This is a genomic window from Haladaptatus sp. AB643 (assembly GCF_024136975.1).
Classification (GTDB): domain Archaea; phylum Halobacteriota; class Halobacteria; order Halobacteriales; family Haladaptataceae; genus Haladaptatus.
Genome location: NZ_JAMYJW010000001.1, coordinates 376,821 through 393,820 on the forward strand (window position 1 = coordinate 376,821; position 17,000 = coordinate 393,820).

Here is a 17,000-nt window from a genome sequence, read left to right on the forward strand (position 1 = left end):
GACGAGAAGGGACACGAGTACAGCACTCACTGTTCTCGGGATTCGTGTCATATCTCTCCCATTCCGCGTCCGACGTGACGACGAGATGTCGGATAAACCGGTTCGACCGTTCACGGGTTAAGACGCCGATTCGCCGGGTTAAGTCGAAGTTGCGGAGGATCCCTCGAACGCCCCCGAAACGCGGCGAAGCGGCACGATTCGGGATTTCACCCGCTACGTTCCGACCGACAACGGGGATTTCGAACGACGAGGACGGCTTCGAAAGCGGTTTCGAAGGCTGTTTAATCGTCCGTCTGCGAATTGCGAGTAGATGTCGATGCGCGTTACCTTCCTCGGAACCAGTGGGGCAGTGCCGACGACGGAGCGAAACCCGAGTTCTATTCTCGTCAACCGGGAAGGCGACCGCTTGCTCTTCGACGCCGGGGAGGGAACCCAACGCCAGATGATGCGCTTCGGGACGGGATTCACCATCTCCGATCTGTTCGTCACGCACCTCCACGGCGACCACATCCTCGGAATTCCCGGCTTGATTCAGACGTGGGACTTCAACGACCGCGACGACCCGCTCATGATCTACACGCCGCGGGGGACCGGCGACGCCATCGACTCGCTCGTCCGAACGGCGGGCCATCAACCCTCGTTCCCCATCCACATCACGGAAGTCGCACCCGGCGAGGTCGCCATCCGGCGCGACGACTACGAAGTTCGGGCCTTCCGAACCGACCACGACGCCAACTCGCTCGGCTACGCGCTGGTCGAGGACGAACGGAAGGGCCGCTTCGACCGCGACCACGCCGAGGAACTGGGCGTTCCCGTCGGCCCGAAATTCCAACAACTCCACTCCGGCACCCCCGTCGAGTTGGAGGACGGCACCGTCGTACGTCCCGAACAGGTCGTCGGCGAACCCCGTCCCGGCCGCCGGTTCGTGTACACCGGGGACACCCGCCCCACGGAGCAGGCCGTCGATGCCGCCGAGGACGCCGACCTGCTCGTTCACGACGCCACGTTCGCCGACGACCGGGCGGACCGCGCGGCAAAAACGGCGCATTCGACCGCACGGCAGGCCGCCACCGTCGCCCGCCGCGCCGATGCCAAGCGACTCGCCATCACCCACGTCTCCTCGCGGTACGCCGGGAACGTCTCGGATCATTTGGAGGAGGCCCACGAGGAGTTCGACGGCGAAATCTTCGCCCCCGACGACGGGGATACGGTCGAGATTCCGTTCCCGGACGAGTAGCGGGACTGGCGTTTCGGCGGTCGTTCTTTCGAATTCGAAACCCATCAGAACCAATAGAATTAACTCCCCATAGTCAATAATCCCATACGAAGCATGCGGGGTAAAGCCGCAAAAGGCCAGTGCTAGAACACTGACCCCGTCTGCTTCGGAGCCTACCGAAGCATGTCGGACAACGAACCTTCTAATGAAAAGCGTATCGCCACCACACAAACCGTTCTCTGTCTCAAAGGCATCGACCGCGAGGACGTGGACGAGCAGTTGTTGGAATTGATCCACGAGCATTTCAAGCAAAAGGGGCTGGTCGTGCGAGATATCTCGGTTCACGCCCAGCGACGGTACGCGTCCGGTCGTTCGTGGCGTGAAACACCGTGAAGAGGACAGCGAGTGGTAGAATTCTTCTGTTTTTTGTGAGCTGCTCAGTCACGGCTCGTTGATTCTGGTGGAGTAAGTGCAGCAACTGCGATGAAGTCCTCGAAAGCCCCGCCCGTTCGCGGTCGTTGCGCGGGATATTCGCGCTCTCCACAACGCCCGCGCGAATACTGGCCCGCGCAAGCGACCAAGCAAGCGCGAGCGGACGGGGGCTTTCGGTGTCTGCCTCTCAGTAGCTGCAATCGAAATAGAATCAAAACTAAACTCATTATTTCGCCACAAGCGCAGTCTAGTCCCTCCCGCCGTTCGTGTTGCGCGTCGGATTTATATTTCGAGAGACCCTACCACGAATCGTGAGCGAGCGAACGAGTGCCCTCGACGCCCTCGTTTTCGGTGTCGATATCCAAAGCGGGGACGTTCGGGGTGATTCTCCCTCTTACGCGCTCGTCGTCTACGACGGCGAGGGAATAGACCGTGATGTCGTCTCTTACCGCAAACTCCGGCGGCTCATCCACCGCGACGAACCGACGTTCGTCGCCACGGATAACATGTACGAACTCGCCGCCGACAAGAACGCCCTCGTCCACTTCCTTGGCTCCCTGCCGGACGACACCCGCCTCGTGCAGGTGACGGGTGCGGAGCGACCCGAACCGCTTTCCCGGGTCGCCTCGCGCCACGGCGTTCCATACGGCAAGAAACCGATGCGCGAAGCGGAGGCTGCGGCCCGCCTCGCGGCCATGAACGTCGGCCAAGAAGTCTCGGCGTTCACGAACACCACACAAGTCAAAGTCGCACGTGGGCGTTCGACCGGAAAGGGTGGCTGGAGCGCCGACCGCTACACCCGCCGGATTCACGGCTCGGTGAAGGAGTACTCCCGGAAAGTCGAATCGAAGCTCAAGGAGGCCGGACTCGACTACGAACGCGACGTGACCGAGAAGTACGGCGGCTATTCGAACGCGATCTTCGAGGTGGAGGCCCGGCCGAGCGACATTCCGGTCTCGGCTCGGCGTTCCGGCGACATCCGCGTCGAAGTCGAACGCCTCCGCCGCGACGGTATCGAATTCGAACCGCTGGCGAAGCGCCGCGATCACGTCATCGTCGGCATCGACCCCGGTACGACGACCGCGGTGGCGATGACCGATTTGGACGGCAACGTGCTCGACGTGTTGAGCACGCGGACCGCCGACACGGCCGACGTCATCGAGTGGATCATCGAACGCGGGCGGCCTGTCATCATCGCGGCGGACGTGACGCCGATGCCCGAGACGGTCGAGAAGTTCCGCCGGAGTTTCGACGCGGCCGGATGGACTCCCGACACGGACCTGCCGGTGGACGAGAAGCAACACCGAACGAGAGAAGACGGCTACGACAACGACCACCAGCGCGACGCGATGGCGGCGGCGCTGTTCGCCTACGACAGCCACGAGGACCAGTTCGGGCGAATCGCTCGGAAGGTCCCGCCGGGAATCAGTCGCGGTGACGTGACCGCCCGCGTCGTCGCCGGTGACGAGAGCGTCGAAAGCGTCCTCCGGGACTTGTCGGACGACCCGGAACCCGAGGAAGAACAGTCCGAACACACCGTCCGTGAACTCTCCCCCGAGGAGAAACGCATCAAACAACTCGAATCGCAGGTCGAACGCCTCCAGTCGCACGCGGACGATTTGAACGAGAAAGTCGAGCGAAAGGACGGACGGATCGACGAGTTGGAAACTGAACTCTCGGACACGCGCCGGGAGGAGCGACAGAGTGCCCGCGAACGCAGGGAAATCTCGCGTCTGCAACGCGAGAACAACCGATTGGAGGACGAACTCGACGACCGCGACGACAGGATCGAGGAACTGGAAGGCAAACTCGCGCGACTCAAGGAACTGTGGAAACTCGATCATTCGAACTTCAGCGACGTGTCGGAGAAGCAGGCCGGACTCGTCGCCGTCAAACCCGTCGAGAAGTTCACCAACGACGCCATCGACGCCGCCGACGAAAGCTACGGTCTCGTCGACGGCGACGTGATTTTTCTCCGGGATGCGAGCGGTGCGGGACATTCGACCGCCGAGCGGTTGGCGGACATCGCTCCCCGCGTCGTCCTGAAAGCGGGTGGCATCTCCGACGCGGCGGACGAGGTGCTGTTCGAACACGACGTTCCGGTCGGCCCCGCCGACGAGGTGACGATTCAGGAGATAGACGAACTCGCCGTCGCACGCGAGTCGGAAGTCGAAGCCGTCATCAACGACTGGCACGACCGGGCCGAGGAACGCCAGAAACAGGAAAAGGCCGACCAACTCGACCAACTCATCAGCGAACATCGGGCTGAGAGTCGAGCGGACGGTCGCGGGTCGTCCTCGCTCGGGAACTGATCTTACGTCGTCCAGTCGGTCGTCAGCGTTCGCAGGACGCTCAATCCCCAGATGGCGACACCGAATCCGAGTACCAGCACGGTCGCATACAGAAGCACGTACTCCGGGAGCGTCGTCGAAACTCCTTCCTGAAATCGAATGGCAGGATACAGCGCGAGGGCGCCGACGACGGTCATCCAGAGACCGATCCGTTTTCCGTTCATACCACCGGGTTTTTCTTCCGACGACTTGGCTGTTGGGAGTGCGATTGCCAGTAGCATGATGACGCAACCCTAAAGCCGGTGAACCATCTTTTCCCGAGCATGGATGCCTACGAGTTAATCTCACGGAACGCCGAGGAGTTGGTGACCGAGGAGGAAGTGCGCGAACTCGCGGCGGACCCCGAGGGCAAGCGCGCCTACGTCGGCTACGAACCCTCCGGCGTGCTCCACATCGGGCACATGCTCACCGCCAACAAACTCATCGACTTGCAGGAAGCCGGCTTCGAGGTCGTCATCCTGCTCGCGGACGTGCACGCCTACCTGAACGACAAGGGAACGTTCGAGGAGATTCAGGAGACCGCGGATAAGATGAAAGAGCAGTTCATCGCCTACGGACTGGACGAGGAGAACACGGAGTTCCGTTTCGGCTCCGAGTTCCAGATGGACGACGACTACGTCCTCGACCTCCACTCGCTCGAACTGGAGACGACGCTCAACCGTGCGAGCCGAGCGATGGCGGAAATCCAGAGCGGCGACTCCACGAAGGTCTCACAGGCGGTCTACCCGCTCATGCAGTCGCTCGACATCGAATACCTCGACCTCGACCTCGCCATCGGTGGGATGGAACAGCGTAAAGTCCACATGCTCGCCCGCGACACGCTCCCGAGCATCGGCTACGACGCGCCGACCTGCCTACACACCCCGCTCATCGCCGAACTCTCCTCCGGCGAGGGCAAGATGTCCTCCAGCAAGGGCGTCACCATCTCGATGGAGGACTCGACCGAGGACATCGAGGAGAAGGTCAACGGCGCGTTCTGCCCGCCGACCCGCGACCCCGAGGGCGACCTCGAAAACCCCGTCCTCCAAATCTTCGAGTACCATGTCTTCCCGCGCTTCGAGCAGGTCGTCGTGGAACGCCCCGACAAGTACGGCGGCAACCTCGAATACGACGACTACGATTCGCTCGAAGACGACCTGGAGAGCGGCGAACTCCACCCCGCCGACGCGAAGGGCGCGCTGGCGACGTACCTCGACGAACTCATCGCACCGGGTCGCGAGAAGATTCGACAGGCCGAGTAACGCGTTCTAATTGCAGCGCTTTTGACCGTCTGTCGTGGATTCCCTCACTACTTCCCTTCGATAAACACCGAGACGCTATACGAAATCCCGTATCTGGACGGCAGTGGCGGGGTGACCGTTTCGGCGTTGTCTGATGGTGGGGAAGAATAATATTGTCTGAAAGTCTCGCCTCGAACAATGACAGTATCCCTACCGGATGGCGTCCGCCACGTCGACTGTCGAACACGGGACAAACCGAACGTGTACATCGTCGACGACGGTGACATTACGCTCGTGGACGCCGGTTGGCCCGGCGACGAAGGGACCGTACGGGACGGCGTTCACGATGCCGGTCTCGAACTGGCGGATATCGACCGCGTTCTGTTGACCCACTACGACGGCGACCACGTGGGAACGCTCTCGCGATTGACGCCCGACTTGGATGCACCGGTGTACATCCATCGGTTGGAAGCACCGTACGTCGCCGGGGATCAACTCCCGCCGTGGACCGCTCGTCACGGGATCGAGGCGCTACAGCGATTGTATTACCGGCGACTTACGCTTCCCGACCTTCCGATTCGTTCCATCGAGGACGGGGAGACGATCGGCGACTTTCGGGCGTATCACACACCGGGGCATACGCCCGGCCACGTGGTTTACCTTCACGAGGACCTTTCCGCCGCGTTTCTGGGTGACCTCGCGTACGGACTCGGGGACAGTCTTCGTTCGTCCGGCAGGATCACCAGTTACGACACCGCCCAAGTCAGCGAAAGCATCGAATCACTCTGTGAACGAACCGAAGAGTTTCGGTACGCGTGTCCCGGGCACGGTCCCCCGCTCGAAGACGGTCACGACCTGTTGGCGAGCCTCGTCGCGTAATCTGCGGTCTGCTGTTGTCTTGTTCTCCCGGACTCGACGGTTTCGGAACCATTTCGACCACACCCCTCCCCCGAAACGACGCTACGACTCGGACCCCGTTCTCCCGTGATGTCGATTTGATATCGCTGATTTGGGTTTATCGTCGATGCGATTCGGACCGCTTTTCCGGCTTCTACGATCAGGTACGGTGTTCGAAAAGAAGAGAACAGCCCTTGAGAACGGATATATCGACGGAATCTCTTGATTACTATCTGCTGCCGGAATGAGAATCGCCCGTCGATTACTCGAATCCGCCGCCCATCATTCCGCCCATTCCGAAATTGGCGAGCAGACCCGAGACCAGTCCCCACGCGGTCAGCACGAAGCCGACGACGACGAGCGCTATTCCGGCGGCGATAATGAGGCTTTGAACGGCGATGATGCCGATTCCGACGATGAGGACGAGTAGTCCCACGATACCTTTCGTACCGAGTTTTCCGAGCATAGCCCGGATTGTGTCTGCCACCGCCTTAAAACCGACAGTTGGAGAGATGAGTCTCCGGACGGCCCTCCATGTCTCCATCAGCGACGACGGACAGCGGATTTAAAAGCATACCAACCGAATATACACGGTGAGACATGAGTGACAGCAGTGGACGGAATAACCTCCGAATGCCGGACGACAACGAGGTATTCGCCACAGTCACGAACATGCTCGGTGCCAACCGGGTGAAAGTGCGCTGTGCGGATGGTAAGGAACGAACCGCCCGTATTCCGGGCAAGATGCAAAAACGCGTCTGGATTCGTGAGGACGATATCGTTCTCGTCGAGCCGTGGGACTGGCAGGACGAGAAGGCCGACATCACGTGGCGCTACGAGAAGCAACAGGCCGACCAACTCCGACGCGAAGGCCACATAAACTGAGCCGAATCGGGAGCGTTTTACCCGCAATCAGTTGCCGAGAGTACCAACTACGGTCACTCTATGATTCCTGGTATCATACTGCAATCGGAAAGCACGGCCGTTTCCGCTGTTCGGTTAAATACGTGGTTCCTCCGTCCCTGTATGTCCGAACAGATCACTGCCGAAGACGTTGCACACGATGCGGAGTTCCCGGAACTCATCGAAGGGATTCGAAGCCGACGGTCGGGTCACAACTACGACCCGGACGAGGACATCTCCGACGAGACGCTCGAAGAACTTATCCGAGATGCGGCGATCGCGCCGTCGTCGTACAACCTCCAACCGTGGGAGTTCGTCGCCGTTCAGGACGACGAACGACTCGACGAAGTCGTGGACATCGCCTACGGGCAAGAACACATCCGCGACGCCGGAACGGCCATCCTCGTCGTCGGCCACACGGACGCGAAGACGGCCGACCGCGTCTTCGAGGATTGGGCCGAGGCGGGTCGAATGGACGAGGAAACCGCACAGCAGACGAAAGCACAGACGGCGGAGATGTACGAAGGCGACGCGATGGGTCGGGATTACGCGATTCGGAACGCGAGCCTCGCCGCCCAGAACCTCATGCTCTCCGCGCACGCACGCGGGTTGACGGCCACGCCGATGATCGGTTTCGATCAGGAACGCATCGCGGAGTTCCTCGACCTGCCGGACGACGAGATTCCGGTGATGTTGCTCGCTGTCGGTCCGAGCGGCGGCGATGAACCCGAGCGTCTCCCGCGCCGCTCGGTCGACGAAATTCTCCACCGCGAAACGTACTAACCGAACAGGCCATCCTTTTACGGTTCCTCCACATAGTCCGGTGTAGATGAACGAGGAGTACGGATTACTCGACCCAGATAACGTGGACAGCCCCGGCGACGAGTGGGAGGAAATCGACGTTTCCGACACCGAAGCGGACCGCATCGCACGCCGTCGTGACCGGGAGTTCAACCAGTTCAGAAAACGGGTCAAGGATTCCGACCAGTTCAAAGTCGAGCAGTCGGTGTTCGACGACGCGACACTGGCGGCACTGTACAAACTCGTTCAAGACGGCTACGTCCAAGCGTTCGGCGGGCCGATTTCGTCCGGAAAGGAGGCGACGGTTTACTCCGCACTCGGTGACGAGAAGTACGGCGAAGTCGCCGTCAAAATCTATCGCATCAACGCCAGCGACTTCCGCGACATGCGGGAGTATCTGGTCGGCGACCCGCGATTCGAGGAACTCGGCGGGGACAAAAAGCGAATCGTCCTCGCGTGGGTACGAAAGGAATCCGCCAACCTCAATCGCGCTCGGAAGGCCGGGGTTCGCGTTCCGGAACCCATCGCCGTCCAGCGAAACGTGTTGGTGATGGAGTTCATGGGGAACGACGGCAAGCGTGCGCCCACGCTCGCGGACGCCCACCTCGAAAACCCCCAAACCGCGTTCGAGGTCGTTCGCGAGTACATGCGGCGGTTGTTCGACGCGGGCCTCGTCCACGGCGACCTCTCGGAGTACAACATCCTCGTCAGCAACGGCGAACTCTGCATCATCGACGTGGGACAGGCCGTCACTTTCCACCACCCGAACAGCGGCGAATTCCTCACGCGCGACTGTGTGAACATCGCCTCGTTCTTCCGCCGACAGGGACTGGAGATTCAGGGCGACGAACTCGAAGAGTGGATTCGGGAGAACGCCGAGACGGAACGCTGATTTTCCACAAAAACGGCCGATGACACAACTGCCGGAAACTCGCATTTTCACAGCCGTCAGAATCAGCAATCGGTACGACCACGAAAATCAGCCGGTTACACGACCATTAGTCGCTAGCACGCTCACCGAAAGACCTGCAGTCTTTCGAGCCATCAAAATCGCGGCGCGATTTTGAGACGCCGGAAAATCGAAGATTTTCCGGGCCGACGACTGAAGGGAGCGCAGCGAAATGAAGGAGAAGCGCTTTTGGTCCAGCTTTTACAGGGAGCCAGCGGGAACGACGACAACAGTCGTCGTTCCCGCCTGCGACCGTCGTAAAAGGTGGCAGTCAAAAGGTCGTGGGGAAGGGCTTAAACCGTCTCAAGTGATAGAATTTTCTATGAAGCACGTGACGATTCCGCAGGACAGGATTGGTGTTCTCATTGGCCAGGGTGGTGAGACGATGCGAGAAATCGAAAGCCGTGCAGAGGTGCGTCTCGATATCGACTCGGACGACGGTTCCGTGCGCGTCGAACAGACCGGCGACCCGCTTCAGGGGTTGAAAGCACCTGACATCGTGAAGGCCATCGGTCGAGGGTTCTCACCCGAGGAGGCGCTTGCGTTGCTCGACGACGACTTGATGCTGTTCGATCTCGTGGATATCGAAGCTGCAGCGCGTAACAAAAACGATCTTCAACGACAGAAGGGCCGTCTCATCGGTGAGAACGGTCGAACACGGCAATTGCTGGAGGAACTATCGGGTGCGAACGTCGTCATTTACGGAACGACGCTCGGCATCATCGGCCAACCACAGCAGGTCGAAGTCGTTCGAAGCGCAGTCGAGATGCTCCTCGACGGTGCACCACACGGCTCGGTGTACTCCTTCCTCGAACGCAAACGCAACGAGATGAAGCGCCAAGGGATGGAATACCACCAGTTCAGCGGTTAAATCCGATTTTTCACATATAAATAATTCGTGTCACTCCGTGGCACTCGCCGTCGAGAGGCTCGTGTGCCTCGTTCTCACAGCACCAAGGAAAGATTTATATAGAATCGCAATCAACGGATGTGATGACTATGTCACAACCAATGGGCAACCAGCCACTTATCGTTCTTTCCGAGGACAGTCAACGAACCTCCGGACGGGACGCACAATCGATGAACATCACAGCCGGGAAAGCGGTCGCAGAGGCCGCACGTACCACACTCGGTCCGAAAGGGATGGACAAGATGCTCGTCGATTCGACTGGCGACGTCGTCGTCACGAACGACGGTGTAACCATCCTCAAGGAGATGGACATCGAGCACCCGGCGGCGAACATGATCGTCGAAGTCGCCCAGACGCAGGAAGACGAAGTCGGCGACGGGACGACCAGCGCCGTCGTCATCGCTGGTGAACTCCTCCAGAAGGCGGAGGATCTGCTCGAACAGGACATCCACGCCACGACCCTCGCACAGGGGTACCGTCAGGCCGCCGAGAAGGCGAAGGAAGTCCTCGAAGAGAACGCGATCGAAGTCGATGCCGATGACACCGAGTACCTCGAAAAGATCGCCGCGACGGCGATGACCGGCAAAGGCGCGGAGAACGCCAAAGACCACCTCGCCAACCTCGTCGTTAGCGCCGTGCAGAGCGTCGCCGACGAGGACGGCGTCGACACGGACAACATCAAAGTCGAGAAGGTCGTCGGTGGCACCATCGACAACTCGGAACTCGTTGACGGCGTCATCATCGACAAGGAGCGCGTCCACGACAACATGCCGTACTTCGCCGAGGACGCCAACGTGGCCCTCGTCGACGGCGCGCTCGAAATCGCCGAGACGGAAATCGACGCGGAAGTCAACGTCACCGACCCCGACCAACTCCAGCAGTTCCTCGACCAAGAGGAATCCCAACTGCGTGAGATGGTTGACTCGCTGGTCGACGTCGGCGCCGACGTCGTCTTCGTCGACGGCGGTATCGACGACATGGCACAGCACTTCCTCGCACAGGAAGGCATCCTCGCCGTCCGCCGTGCGAAGTCGAGCGACATACAGAAACTGGCACGCGCGACCGGTGCCACGCTCGTCAACAACGCCAACGACATCACCGAGGACGACCTCGGCTTCGCCGGAAGCGTCGCTCAGAAGGATGTCGGCGGCGACCAGCGCATCTTCGTCGAGGAAGTCGAAGAGGCGAAATCGGTCAGCCTCATCCTCCGCGGCGGCACGGAACACGTCGTCGACGAAGTCGAGCGCGCAATCGAGGACAGCCTCGGTGTCGTTCGCGTCACGCTCGAAGACGGCAAAGTGCTCCCCGGCGGTGGCGCTCCGGAAACGGAACTCGCCCTCTCCCTGCGTGACTACGCTGACAGTGTCGGCGGCCGCGAACAGTTGGCCGTCGAAGCGTTCGCTGACACGCTGGAAGTCATCCCGCGCACCCTCGCCGAGAACGCGGGTCTCGACCCCATCGACTCGCTCGTGGACCTCCGTAGCAAACACGACGGTGGACAGACGAGCGCAGGTCTCGACGCATACACCGGCGACATCGTCGACATGGAAGAGGACGGCGTCGTCGAGCCGCTCCGCGTGAAAACGCAAGCGGTCGAAAGCGCTACGGAAGCGGCCGTCATGCTCCTCCGCATCGACGACGTCATCGCGGCTGGTGACCTCTCCGGTGGCAAAGTCAGCGACGACGATGACGAAGGCGGCGCGCCCGGCGGTGCCCCCGGCGGAATGGGTGGCATGGGCGGCATGGGCGGTATGGGCGGTATGGGCGGTGCAATGTAAATTTCGACGAAAGGACAAATTTCATTGCACGGCCGAGGGAACCTCGGCCAAGGCTATGTAAGAGAGGTTTCGAAGAAACCTCGACTGTCGAACGGGCTGTGCCCGTGAGACAAATTCGGCCGAAGAACGGATTTCATAGCCCGTCAGGCTCTGCCTGACGGAGACTATGTAAGCGAGGTTCGGAACGAACCTCACCCCATAGAAGCGACGACTGCCCATTCGACGATCGAAACGAACTCCCGTTTCGAACGTTATTTTTCGCGCATCGATTCGTATCGTTCCGCCAGCACCAGGTACGGTTCGATGACTTCGATGCAATTTCCGAGCGTGACGACATCGTCCTCGACTGTGACCATTCCCGAATCTTCGAGCTTGGGGAGATGGCTGTGATGTAACTGGGCAAAAATACGCCTGGCGTCGGTATCCGGGTTCTCGTCCGAAATTTTCTCCGAGAGGGCTGTTACTGTCAACGATGGGCCACTCTTGATGAGTTCTCGAAGCACGACTCGGCGTCGTGCACTCGCCAGTGTGGAGAAGATGACGGACGGTGCGGGCCTATCGACGTTGTCTAGTGAGGGCATCGGTGGAATATCGTGGAATTCGTAGTTACTGGTATCTCCCGTCGCTGGATATCTATGTACTAGAATGTATTCGCACGAATCGATCTGAACCTTGGCCTTATATTTCAGGCTTTTTATTGCGCGTTTTCATCCTGCCACGAATCTCTTTTTTACTACAATAAAGAGAAAAACACTTTTCTCGGTTCTATCGTGGTTTACCCTTTTCTCCGAGGATGGTGTTCTCGACGAGGCGTGATTGTGCCCGTCGCAAACGCTCCGAAACGGACTGTTTGCTGATGTCCAGCGTGGAACTCAGGTTCGTAAGGGTGGCGTCACGAGGAACTTCGAAATACCCGGATTCGTAGGCGGCGACGAGGGCTTCGCGCTGTGGCCCGGTGAGGTGAAACGCCGTATCGTTGTCGCCCGGCGTGTACAGTCGCTTGAGGGAGAAATCGACGTGCTCTCGTCGGCAGAACTGTTGAAATTCGACCAGGGCAGATCGCTCCGGAAACCGGACCCGTCGCGTCCACGTTCCCGACGCGCCGTGACCCGCCATCGGAACCGCACCGAGTTCCTGATAGGTAGGATAGACGGGAAGGATCGACTCCCGTTCCAGTCGAAGCCGATAGAGTTTCCGAACGTCCATCTCTTCGACGATGGAGTATGACTCGATCGTCGGGTCGGCGTGAAGGGAATCGTTGAACGTGTCGAAACTCCCTCCGGTTGCCCAAATGATGAGGAGCGCGGACCCTGCCGTGCTCGCCATCTGCTGTTCGAGTTCGACGGTCATTTCCGGAACTGCTTCGAGCGTCTCGGTAAGAACGAGGTCCGGAGCACGTATCGTAAACTCCGCGATGACGCTCATGACCGGTGGAACTCGCCCCGGGGTCTAAGTAGTATTGGTCGGTTACCGGGACTCGTCTAGTTTGAACTGTTCGTGCTCGCTCGCAGCGTTGAGCACGACGCTCGTGTTACTCTCTTTGATATCGGGGTCGATGAGCAGCTTCTTGATCTGTTCGTTCATTCCGTCCGTGTCGGTAAATTTGCCGATGGCGATGATATCATAGTCCCCGGTAACCTCGTACACACTTATCATCTGATCATGGTCTTGCAACCGTTCGGTCACTTCTGGCAGGGCGTTCCCTTCGACTTTCAGTTGGACGACTGCCGTCACGTCGTATCCCAACTCGTCGTAATCGACGAGCGGAGAGTACCCTTGAATGACCCCCTGTTCTTCCAAGTGGGTCAAGTGGTTCGAAATCGTCGTCACCGAGACGTCCAGTTCCTCCGCGAGGCTTCGGAGACTCGCTCGTCCGTCGCCGAGTAGTTCGTTTACGAGTTTCGCATCCAGATTTTCGTACGTCATTACACCAACCAACTCGCTCCACCCATTAGAATTTAACGAATATCCAATTCTAGGTCTAAATCGTACAGTTGACTAACCGATACTGTTTTAATGGTGGATGTATTTGCATACGGTGTCTATAAAGATGACAGACGGAAATATTGCCACCGAAAAGGATACAGGGTTATCCGCTGAAGAACAGGAAGTTCTCGACGCAATCGAGACCGAAAACGTCGATTTTGTCCGTCTCCAGTTCACCGACATCACTGGGACGGTGAAAAACGTCAGCATCCCGGCCCACCAAGTCGAAAAGGCGTTCGAGGAGGGCATTTGGTTCGACGGCTCGTCCATCGAAGGATTCGTTCGCATTCAGGAGAGCGACATGCGTCTCGAACCCGACCCATCCACGTTTGCTGTCCTCCCGTGGCGCTCCAACGGTGACTCCGCAAGTGCACGTCTCATCTGTGATGTCGTCAACACCGACGGAACGCCGTTCGACGGCGGTCCACGCCAGGTTTTGAAGCGTGTCCTCGACCGTGCGGACGAGATGGGATATACCGTCAGCATCGGTCCCGAGCCCGAATTCTTCCTCTTCGACAAGGACGAGGACGGAAACGCGACCACCGTCCCGCACGACTCGGGCGGCTACTTCGACCTCGCACCCAAGGACATGGCGAGCGACGTCCGCCGAGAAATCATCTTCACGCTGGAGGAGATGGGCTTCGAAATCGAGGCCAGCCACCACGAAGTCGCCGACGGTCAGCACGAGATCAACTTCAAGTACGAGAACGCACTCGCTGCAGCGGACAACATCGCCACCTTCCGTGCCGTCGTCCGCGCCGTCGCGGAACAGAACGACATTCACGCGACGTTCATGCCCAAGCCGATCAGCGCTATCAACGGCTCGGGTATGCACAGCCACATCAGCCTCTTCGACGAGGACGGTAACGCGTTCGACGACCCCGACGACGAGTTCAACCTCTCCGAGACCGCGTACCAGTTCATGGGCGGCATCCTGAACCACGCCGAGGCGTTCACCGCCGTCACGAACCCGACCGTCAACTCCTACAAACGTCTCGTTCCCGGCTACGAAGCACCCGTCTACGTCGCGTGGAGCGACACCAACCGCTCGGCGCTCATCCGCGTCCCCGACGCTGCGGGCGCGAGTTCGCGCTTCGAAATCCGGAGTCCGGACCCGTCGTGCAACCCCTACCTCGCGCTCGCCGCCGTCATCTCGGCCGGGCTCGAAGGTATCGAAAACGACGCCGACCCCGGAGAACCGGTCCGCGAGGACATCTACGAGTTCGACGACGAGAAGCGTGAGGAGTACGGCATCACGACGCTCCCCGGTTCGCTCGACGAAGCAGTCGACGCGCTCGAAGCCGACGACGTCGTCACCGAAGGACTCGGCGAGCACGTCACCGAGAAGTTCATCGAGGCCAAGCGTGCGGACTACGCCGACTACCGCGTGTTCGTCTCCGACTGGGAGAAAGAGAAGTACTTGGAGAAGTTCTAAGCGCGAATCCCTCTCCGTCCAACTATTTTTGGATACGCGACGATTCCACCCTGTACTACCGCGTTGATGGCGAAGATGGCGGCGAGCGGCAGCGATGCTCGGAGTCCGATGTACGAGAGGACACCGAGGGAAAAAAGCCCCACGACGGCCGTCGGACGGGACACCGTTCCGTCCGGTGGTCCGACCGACTCCCACGCGATCAACGCCCCGATGGTCCCGCCGAATGCGGTGACGGCATCCACCAGGTCGGTTTCCGCGAGTGCGGCAGTGACGGGTGGCATGAGGATAACGATACAGAGCGCCGCGAAGGCCCAGAGGACGGCGAGGGCGAACGCCGGCCTCGGCCGTCGCTTGAAGCCACCGATGAGGACGGCGAGATAGACGAGGCCGATTCCGACGCCCGCGATCACGTCGACGGTGAAGTGAACGCCGAGAACGAGTCGTGCGAGGCAGACGAGCGCAACGATGACGCCCGCAACCGCCAACCGTGTCGCTCTGCTCCAGCGGTCGAACGTCAGCGCGAGAAGGACCCAAAACACGGTCGAACCGAGCGCGTGACCGCTCGGAAAGCCGTATCCCGACGCATTCACGACGTGATACGTCTCGGGCGGCCGTGCCAGCGCGAAAAACCCTTTCAGCGCGAGCGTCAACGACAGTGCGCCCAACGTCGCGGCGAGGAGGAATCCGTACTTCTCGCGGTCGTCGTTGGTCCAGTAGAGCAGCGCACCGAGGACGAAAAACAGCCCCGCATTACCGAGTTGGGTGACGTAGGCGAACACCTGCGGTATCCAATGCGGTAATACCTGATGGAAGAACTCCACCACACCCAAACCACGGGACATGATTACGAGCGCCAGTCCTGAATCCGACCGCCGACGCGTCCGGGGACCATCGCGGCGTTCACGCCGAACCCGACGAGCATCATCAGGGTGTATAGCCCGAGCGTCGAGAGCCAGATGATGAACATGGCGAGGATGGCCCACCAACTTTTGAGCCACCAGAACGCGCCGAGCGTCATCGCCGTCCCGTACAGGAGAACGAGATACGGACCCCATCCGCGCGCGTGCCCACGGCGCATCCGCCTCCGGACGTATCCCTTCAGTTCCGACTCCAACTTGGATTTCTGAACTGTGCGCTCATCGACATCGTGTTCGAACTCCTCGAACTCCGACTGTAGACGTTCCACGTCGTCTCGGAGGTCGAGGATGTCCGGTGCGGACTGCTCTGTATCGTCGGTCATGTCCTCTCCTTTGACTTCCTGCTGTCTTTCCCTGGTGCCTGCCACGCCTTTAGTTTTCCTGAAATGCCGTCCCGCGAGAACCGCGTTGATGACCGCGCCGAACAGGAGGACGATGCCGCCGAGGTAGAGCCACGTGACCAACAACAACGCGCCGCCGAGAACGCCGTAGGCGGAGAACTGCGCCGCTGAATCGACGTAAATGCTGAACACCGCTTGGAGCGCCGTCCAGCCGAGTGTCGCAAATATCGTTCCGGGAAGTATCTCACGGACCGTAACGTCGGTGTCGGGAAAGAAATAGTACAGGGGTAAGAACACCGGAACCAACACGAACAGGAGGGCGATCGACGTGAGCGTCCGCTCGAACGGCAGCCACGCCATGGACGGAAGGAGGATGTTGATCACCGCGACGCCCGCGACCCCCACGGCGATGACGGCCAACACGAGACCCGCATCGGTCAGCGTCTCGGTGAACGGTTCCGCGACGTTCACGCCGTAGACCCGTGAAAACGCCTCGTCCAATCCGCGAAACACCCGCAGGGTACTCCAAACGAGGACGAGAGAACCGACGACCGTCGCGCTTCCACGTCCTGAAGCGCTGGAGAGCGAATTCTGAACGATGTCCTGTGCCTTCGGGGAGAGAAGCGTTTGGACTGTCCCGACGACGTGATTCGCAAACGCGTCCCCGCCGACGAACGACGCGATGGCGAGCGCCAACAACAGCGCCGGAAGGATCGAGACGAAGGCGTAGTAGGCGATCCCCGCCGCGAGAAACGTGATTTCCTGTTCACGCGCGTAACCGACGGTTTCCCGTGCCGTAGTTCCGATATTCACGGGGTGTACTTCGGCGAATTCAACCAAAAGCGTTGGCCACTACCGCTCACC

18 protein-coding genes are annotated in these 17,000 nt (G+C 60.0%); 11 read left to right on the plus strand and 7 right to left on the minus strand.

Features of this window, described 5'->3' with window-relative positions; genetic code table 11:
* Window positions 1–310 precede the first annotated feature (310 nt).
* The 3 genes from rnz (at window position 311) to NKF25_RS01945 (ending at window position 3,960) form a co-directional block, all read left to right on the plus strand.
* Window positions 311–1,237 carry a ribonuclease Z gene (rnz, locus tag NKF25_RS01935; protein WP_253225049.1) on the plus strand — a complete coding sequence of 309 codons (927 nt, stop codon included), beginning with the start codon at window positions 311–313 and terminating at the stop codon, window positions 1,235–1,237.
* A 162-nt stretch (window positions 1,238–1,399) separates the two neighbouring features.
* A complete protein-coding gene (locus tag NKF25_RS01940) occupies window positions 1,400–1,609 on the plus strand; it encodes a hypothetical protein (protein WP_066140543.1) in 210 nt (69 codons plus the stop codon).
* A gap of 350 nt (window positions 1,610–1,959) precedes the next feature.
* Entirely contained in the window at window positions 1,960–3,960 is a 2,001-nt protein-coding gene (locus NKF25_RS01945; protein WP_253225050.1) for a DUF460 domain-containing protein, read from the plus strand.
* Between the two features lie 2 nt (window positions 3,961–3,962).
* Here the strand turns inward: NKF25_RS01945 and NKF25_RS01950 are convergent, their stop codons facing one another.
* The gene (locus NKF25_RS01950; RefSeq protein WP_066140546.1) at window positions 3,963–4,163 is read right to left on the minus strand and encodes a hypothetical protein; all 201 of its coding nucleotides are present in this window, start codon (window positions 4,161–4,163) and stop codon (window positions 3,963–3,965) included.
* 99 nt (window positions 4,164–4,262) lie between these two features.
* Between NKF25_RS01950 and NKF25_RS01955 the strand changes: the two genes are divergently transcribed.
* Both NKF25_RS01955 and NKF25_RS01960 read left to right on the plus strand, forming a co-directional pair.
* The gene (locus NKF25_RS01955; RefSeq protein ID WP_253225051.1) at window positions 4,263–5,240 is read left to right on the plus strand and encodes a tyrosine--tRNA ligase; all 978 of its coding nucleotides are present in this window, start codon (window positions 4,263–4,265) and stop codon (window positions 5,238–5,240) included.
* A gap of 177 nt (window positions 5,241–5,417) precedes the next feature.
* On the plus strand, window positions 5,418–6,098 hold the full coding sequence (locus NKF25_RS01960) for an MBL fold metallo-hydrolase (protein WP_253225052.1): 681 nt from the start codon (window positions 5,418–5,420) through the stop codon (window positions 6,096–6,098).
* 280 nt (window positions 6,099–6,378) lie between these two features.
* On the opposite strand, the gene NKF25_RS01965 is transcribed toward NKF25_RS01960, so the two are convergent.
* On the minus strand, window positions 6,379–6,582 hold the full coding sequence (locus tag NKF25_RS01965) for a hypothetical protein (RefSeq protein WP_253225579.1): 204 nt from the start codon (window positions 6,580–6,582) through the stop codon (window positions 6,379–6,381).
* 134 nt (window positions 6,583–6,716) lie between these two features.
* Here NKF25_RS01965 and eif1A point away from each other — a divergent pair, with 134 nt between their 5' ends.
* The 5 genes from eif1A (at window position 6,717) to thsA (ending at window position 11,457) form a co-directional block, all read left to right on the plus strand.
* Entirely contained in the window at window positions 6,717–7,001 is a 285-nt protein-coding gene (gene eif1A / locus NKF25_RS01970; protein ID WP_066140559.1) for a translation initiation factor eIF-1A, read from the plus strand.
* A 141-nt stretch (window positions 7,002–7,142) separates the two neighbouring features.
* Window positions 7,143–7,802: a nitroreductase family protein gene (locus NKF25_RS01975; protein WP_253225053.1), complete on the plus strand. Its 660-nt coding sequence runs from the start codon at window positions 7,143–7,145 to the stop codon at window positions 7,800–7,802.
* A 46-nt stretch (window positions 7,803–7,848) separates the two neighbouring features.
* Entirely contained in the window at window positions 7,849–8,712 is an 864-nt protein-coding gene (rio1, locus tag NKF25_RS01980; protein WP_253225054.1) for a serine/threonine-protein kinase Rio1, read from the plus strand.
* 379 nt (window positions 8,713–9,091) lie between these two features.
* A complete protein-coding gene (locus NKF25_RS01985) occupies window positions 9,092–9,640 on the plus strand; it encodes a KH domain-containing protein (protein ID WP_066140570.1) in 549 nt (182 codons plus the stop codon).
* A gap of 140 nt (window positions 9,641–9,780) precedes the next feature.
* Window positions 9,781–11,457: a thermosome subunit alpha gene (gene thsA, locus NKF25_RS01990; protein ID WP_253225580.1), complete on the plus strand. Its 1,677-nt coding sequence runs from the start codon at window positions 9,781–9,783 to the stop codon at window positions 11,455–11,457.
* Between the two features lie 251 nt (window positions 11,458–11,708).
* Here thsA and NKF25_RS01995 read toward each other — a convergent pair whose 3' ends face one another.
* From NKF25_RS01995 to lrp, 3 genes are all read right to left on the minus strand, one after another.
* Window positions 11,709–12,038 carry an ArsR family transcriptional regulator gene (locus tag NKF25_RS01995; protein WP_253225055.1) on the minus strand — a complete coding sequence of 110 codons (330 nt, stop codon included), beginning with the start codon at window positions 12,036–12,038 and terminating at the stop codon, window positions 11,709–11,711.
* Between the two features lie 184 nt (window positions 12,039–12,222).
* Window positions 12,223–12,882, minus strand: coding sequence for a helix-turn-helix domain-containing protein (locus tag NKF25_RS02000; RefSeq protein WP_253225056.1), 660 nt, complete (start codon window positions 12,880–12,882; stop codon window positions 12,223–12,225).
* 42 nt (window positions 12,883–12,924) lie between these two features.
* Window positions 12,925–13,383, minus strand: a complete 459-nt coding sequence (gene lrp, locus NKF25_RS02005) for an HTH-type transcriptional regulator Lrp (RefSeq protein WP_066140578.1) — start codon at window positions 13,381–13,383, stop codon at window positions 12,925–12,927.
* Between the two features lie 124 nt (window positions 13,384–13,507).
* On the opposite strand from lrp, the gene glnA reads away from it, so the two are divergent.
* Complete coding sequence (gene glnA, locus NKF25_RS02010) at window positions 13,508–14,878, plus strand: type I glutamate--ammonia ligase (RefSeq protein WP_253225057.1); 1,371 nt, start codon at window positions 13,508–13,510, stop codon at window positions 14,876–14,878.
* Here the strand turns inward: glnA and NKF25_RS02015 are convergent.
* Window positions 14,875–15,702 (minus strand): phosphatase PAP2 family protein, encoded by an 828-nt coding sequence (locus tag NKF25_RS02015; RefSeq protein WP_253225058.1) that lies wholly within the window; start codon window positions 15,700–15,702, stop codon window positions 14,875–14,877. The two genes, glnA and NKF25_RS02015, sit on opposite strands and share 4 nt — an antisense overlap.
* Window positions 15,703–15,722: 20 nt before the next feature.
* A complete protein-coding gene (locus tag NKF25_RS02020; RefSeq protein WP_253225059.1) occupies window positions 15,723–16,949 on the minus strand; it encodes a YhjD/YihY/BrkB family envelope integrity protein in 1,227 nt (408 codons plus the stop codon).
* Window positions 16,950–17,000: the final 51 nt, after the last annotated feature.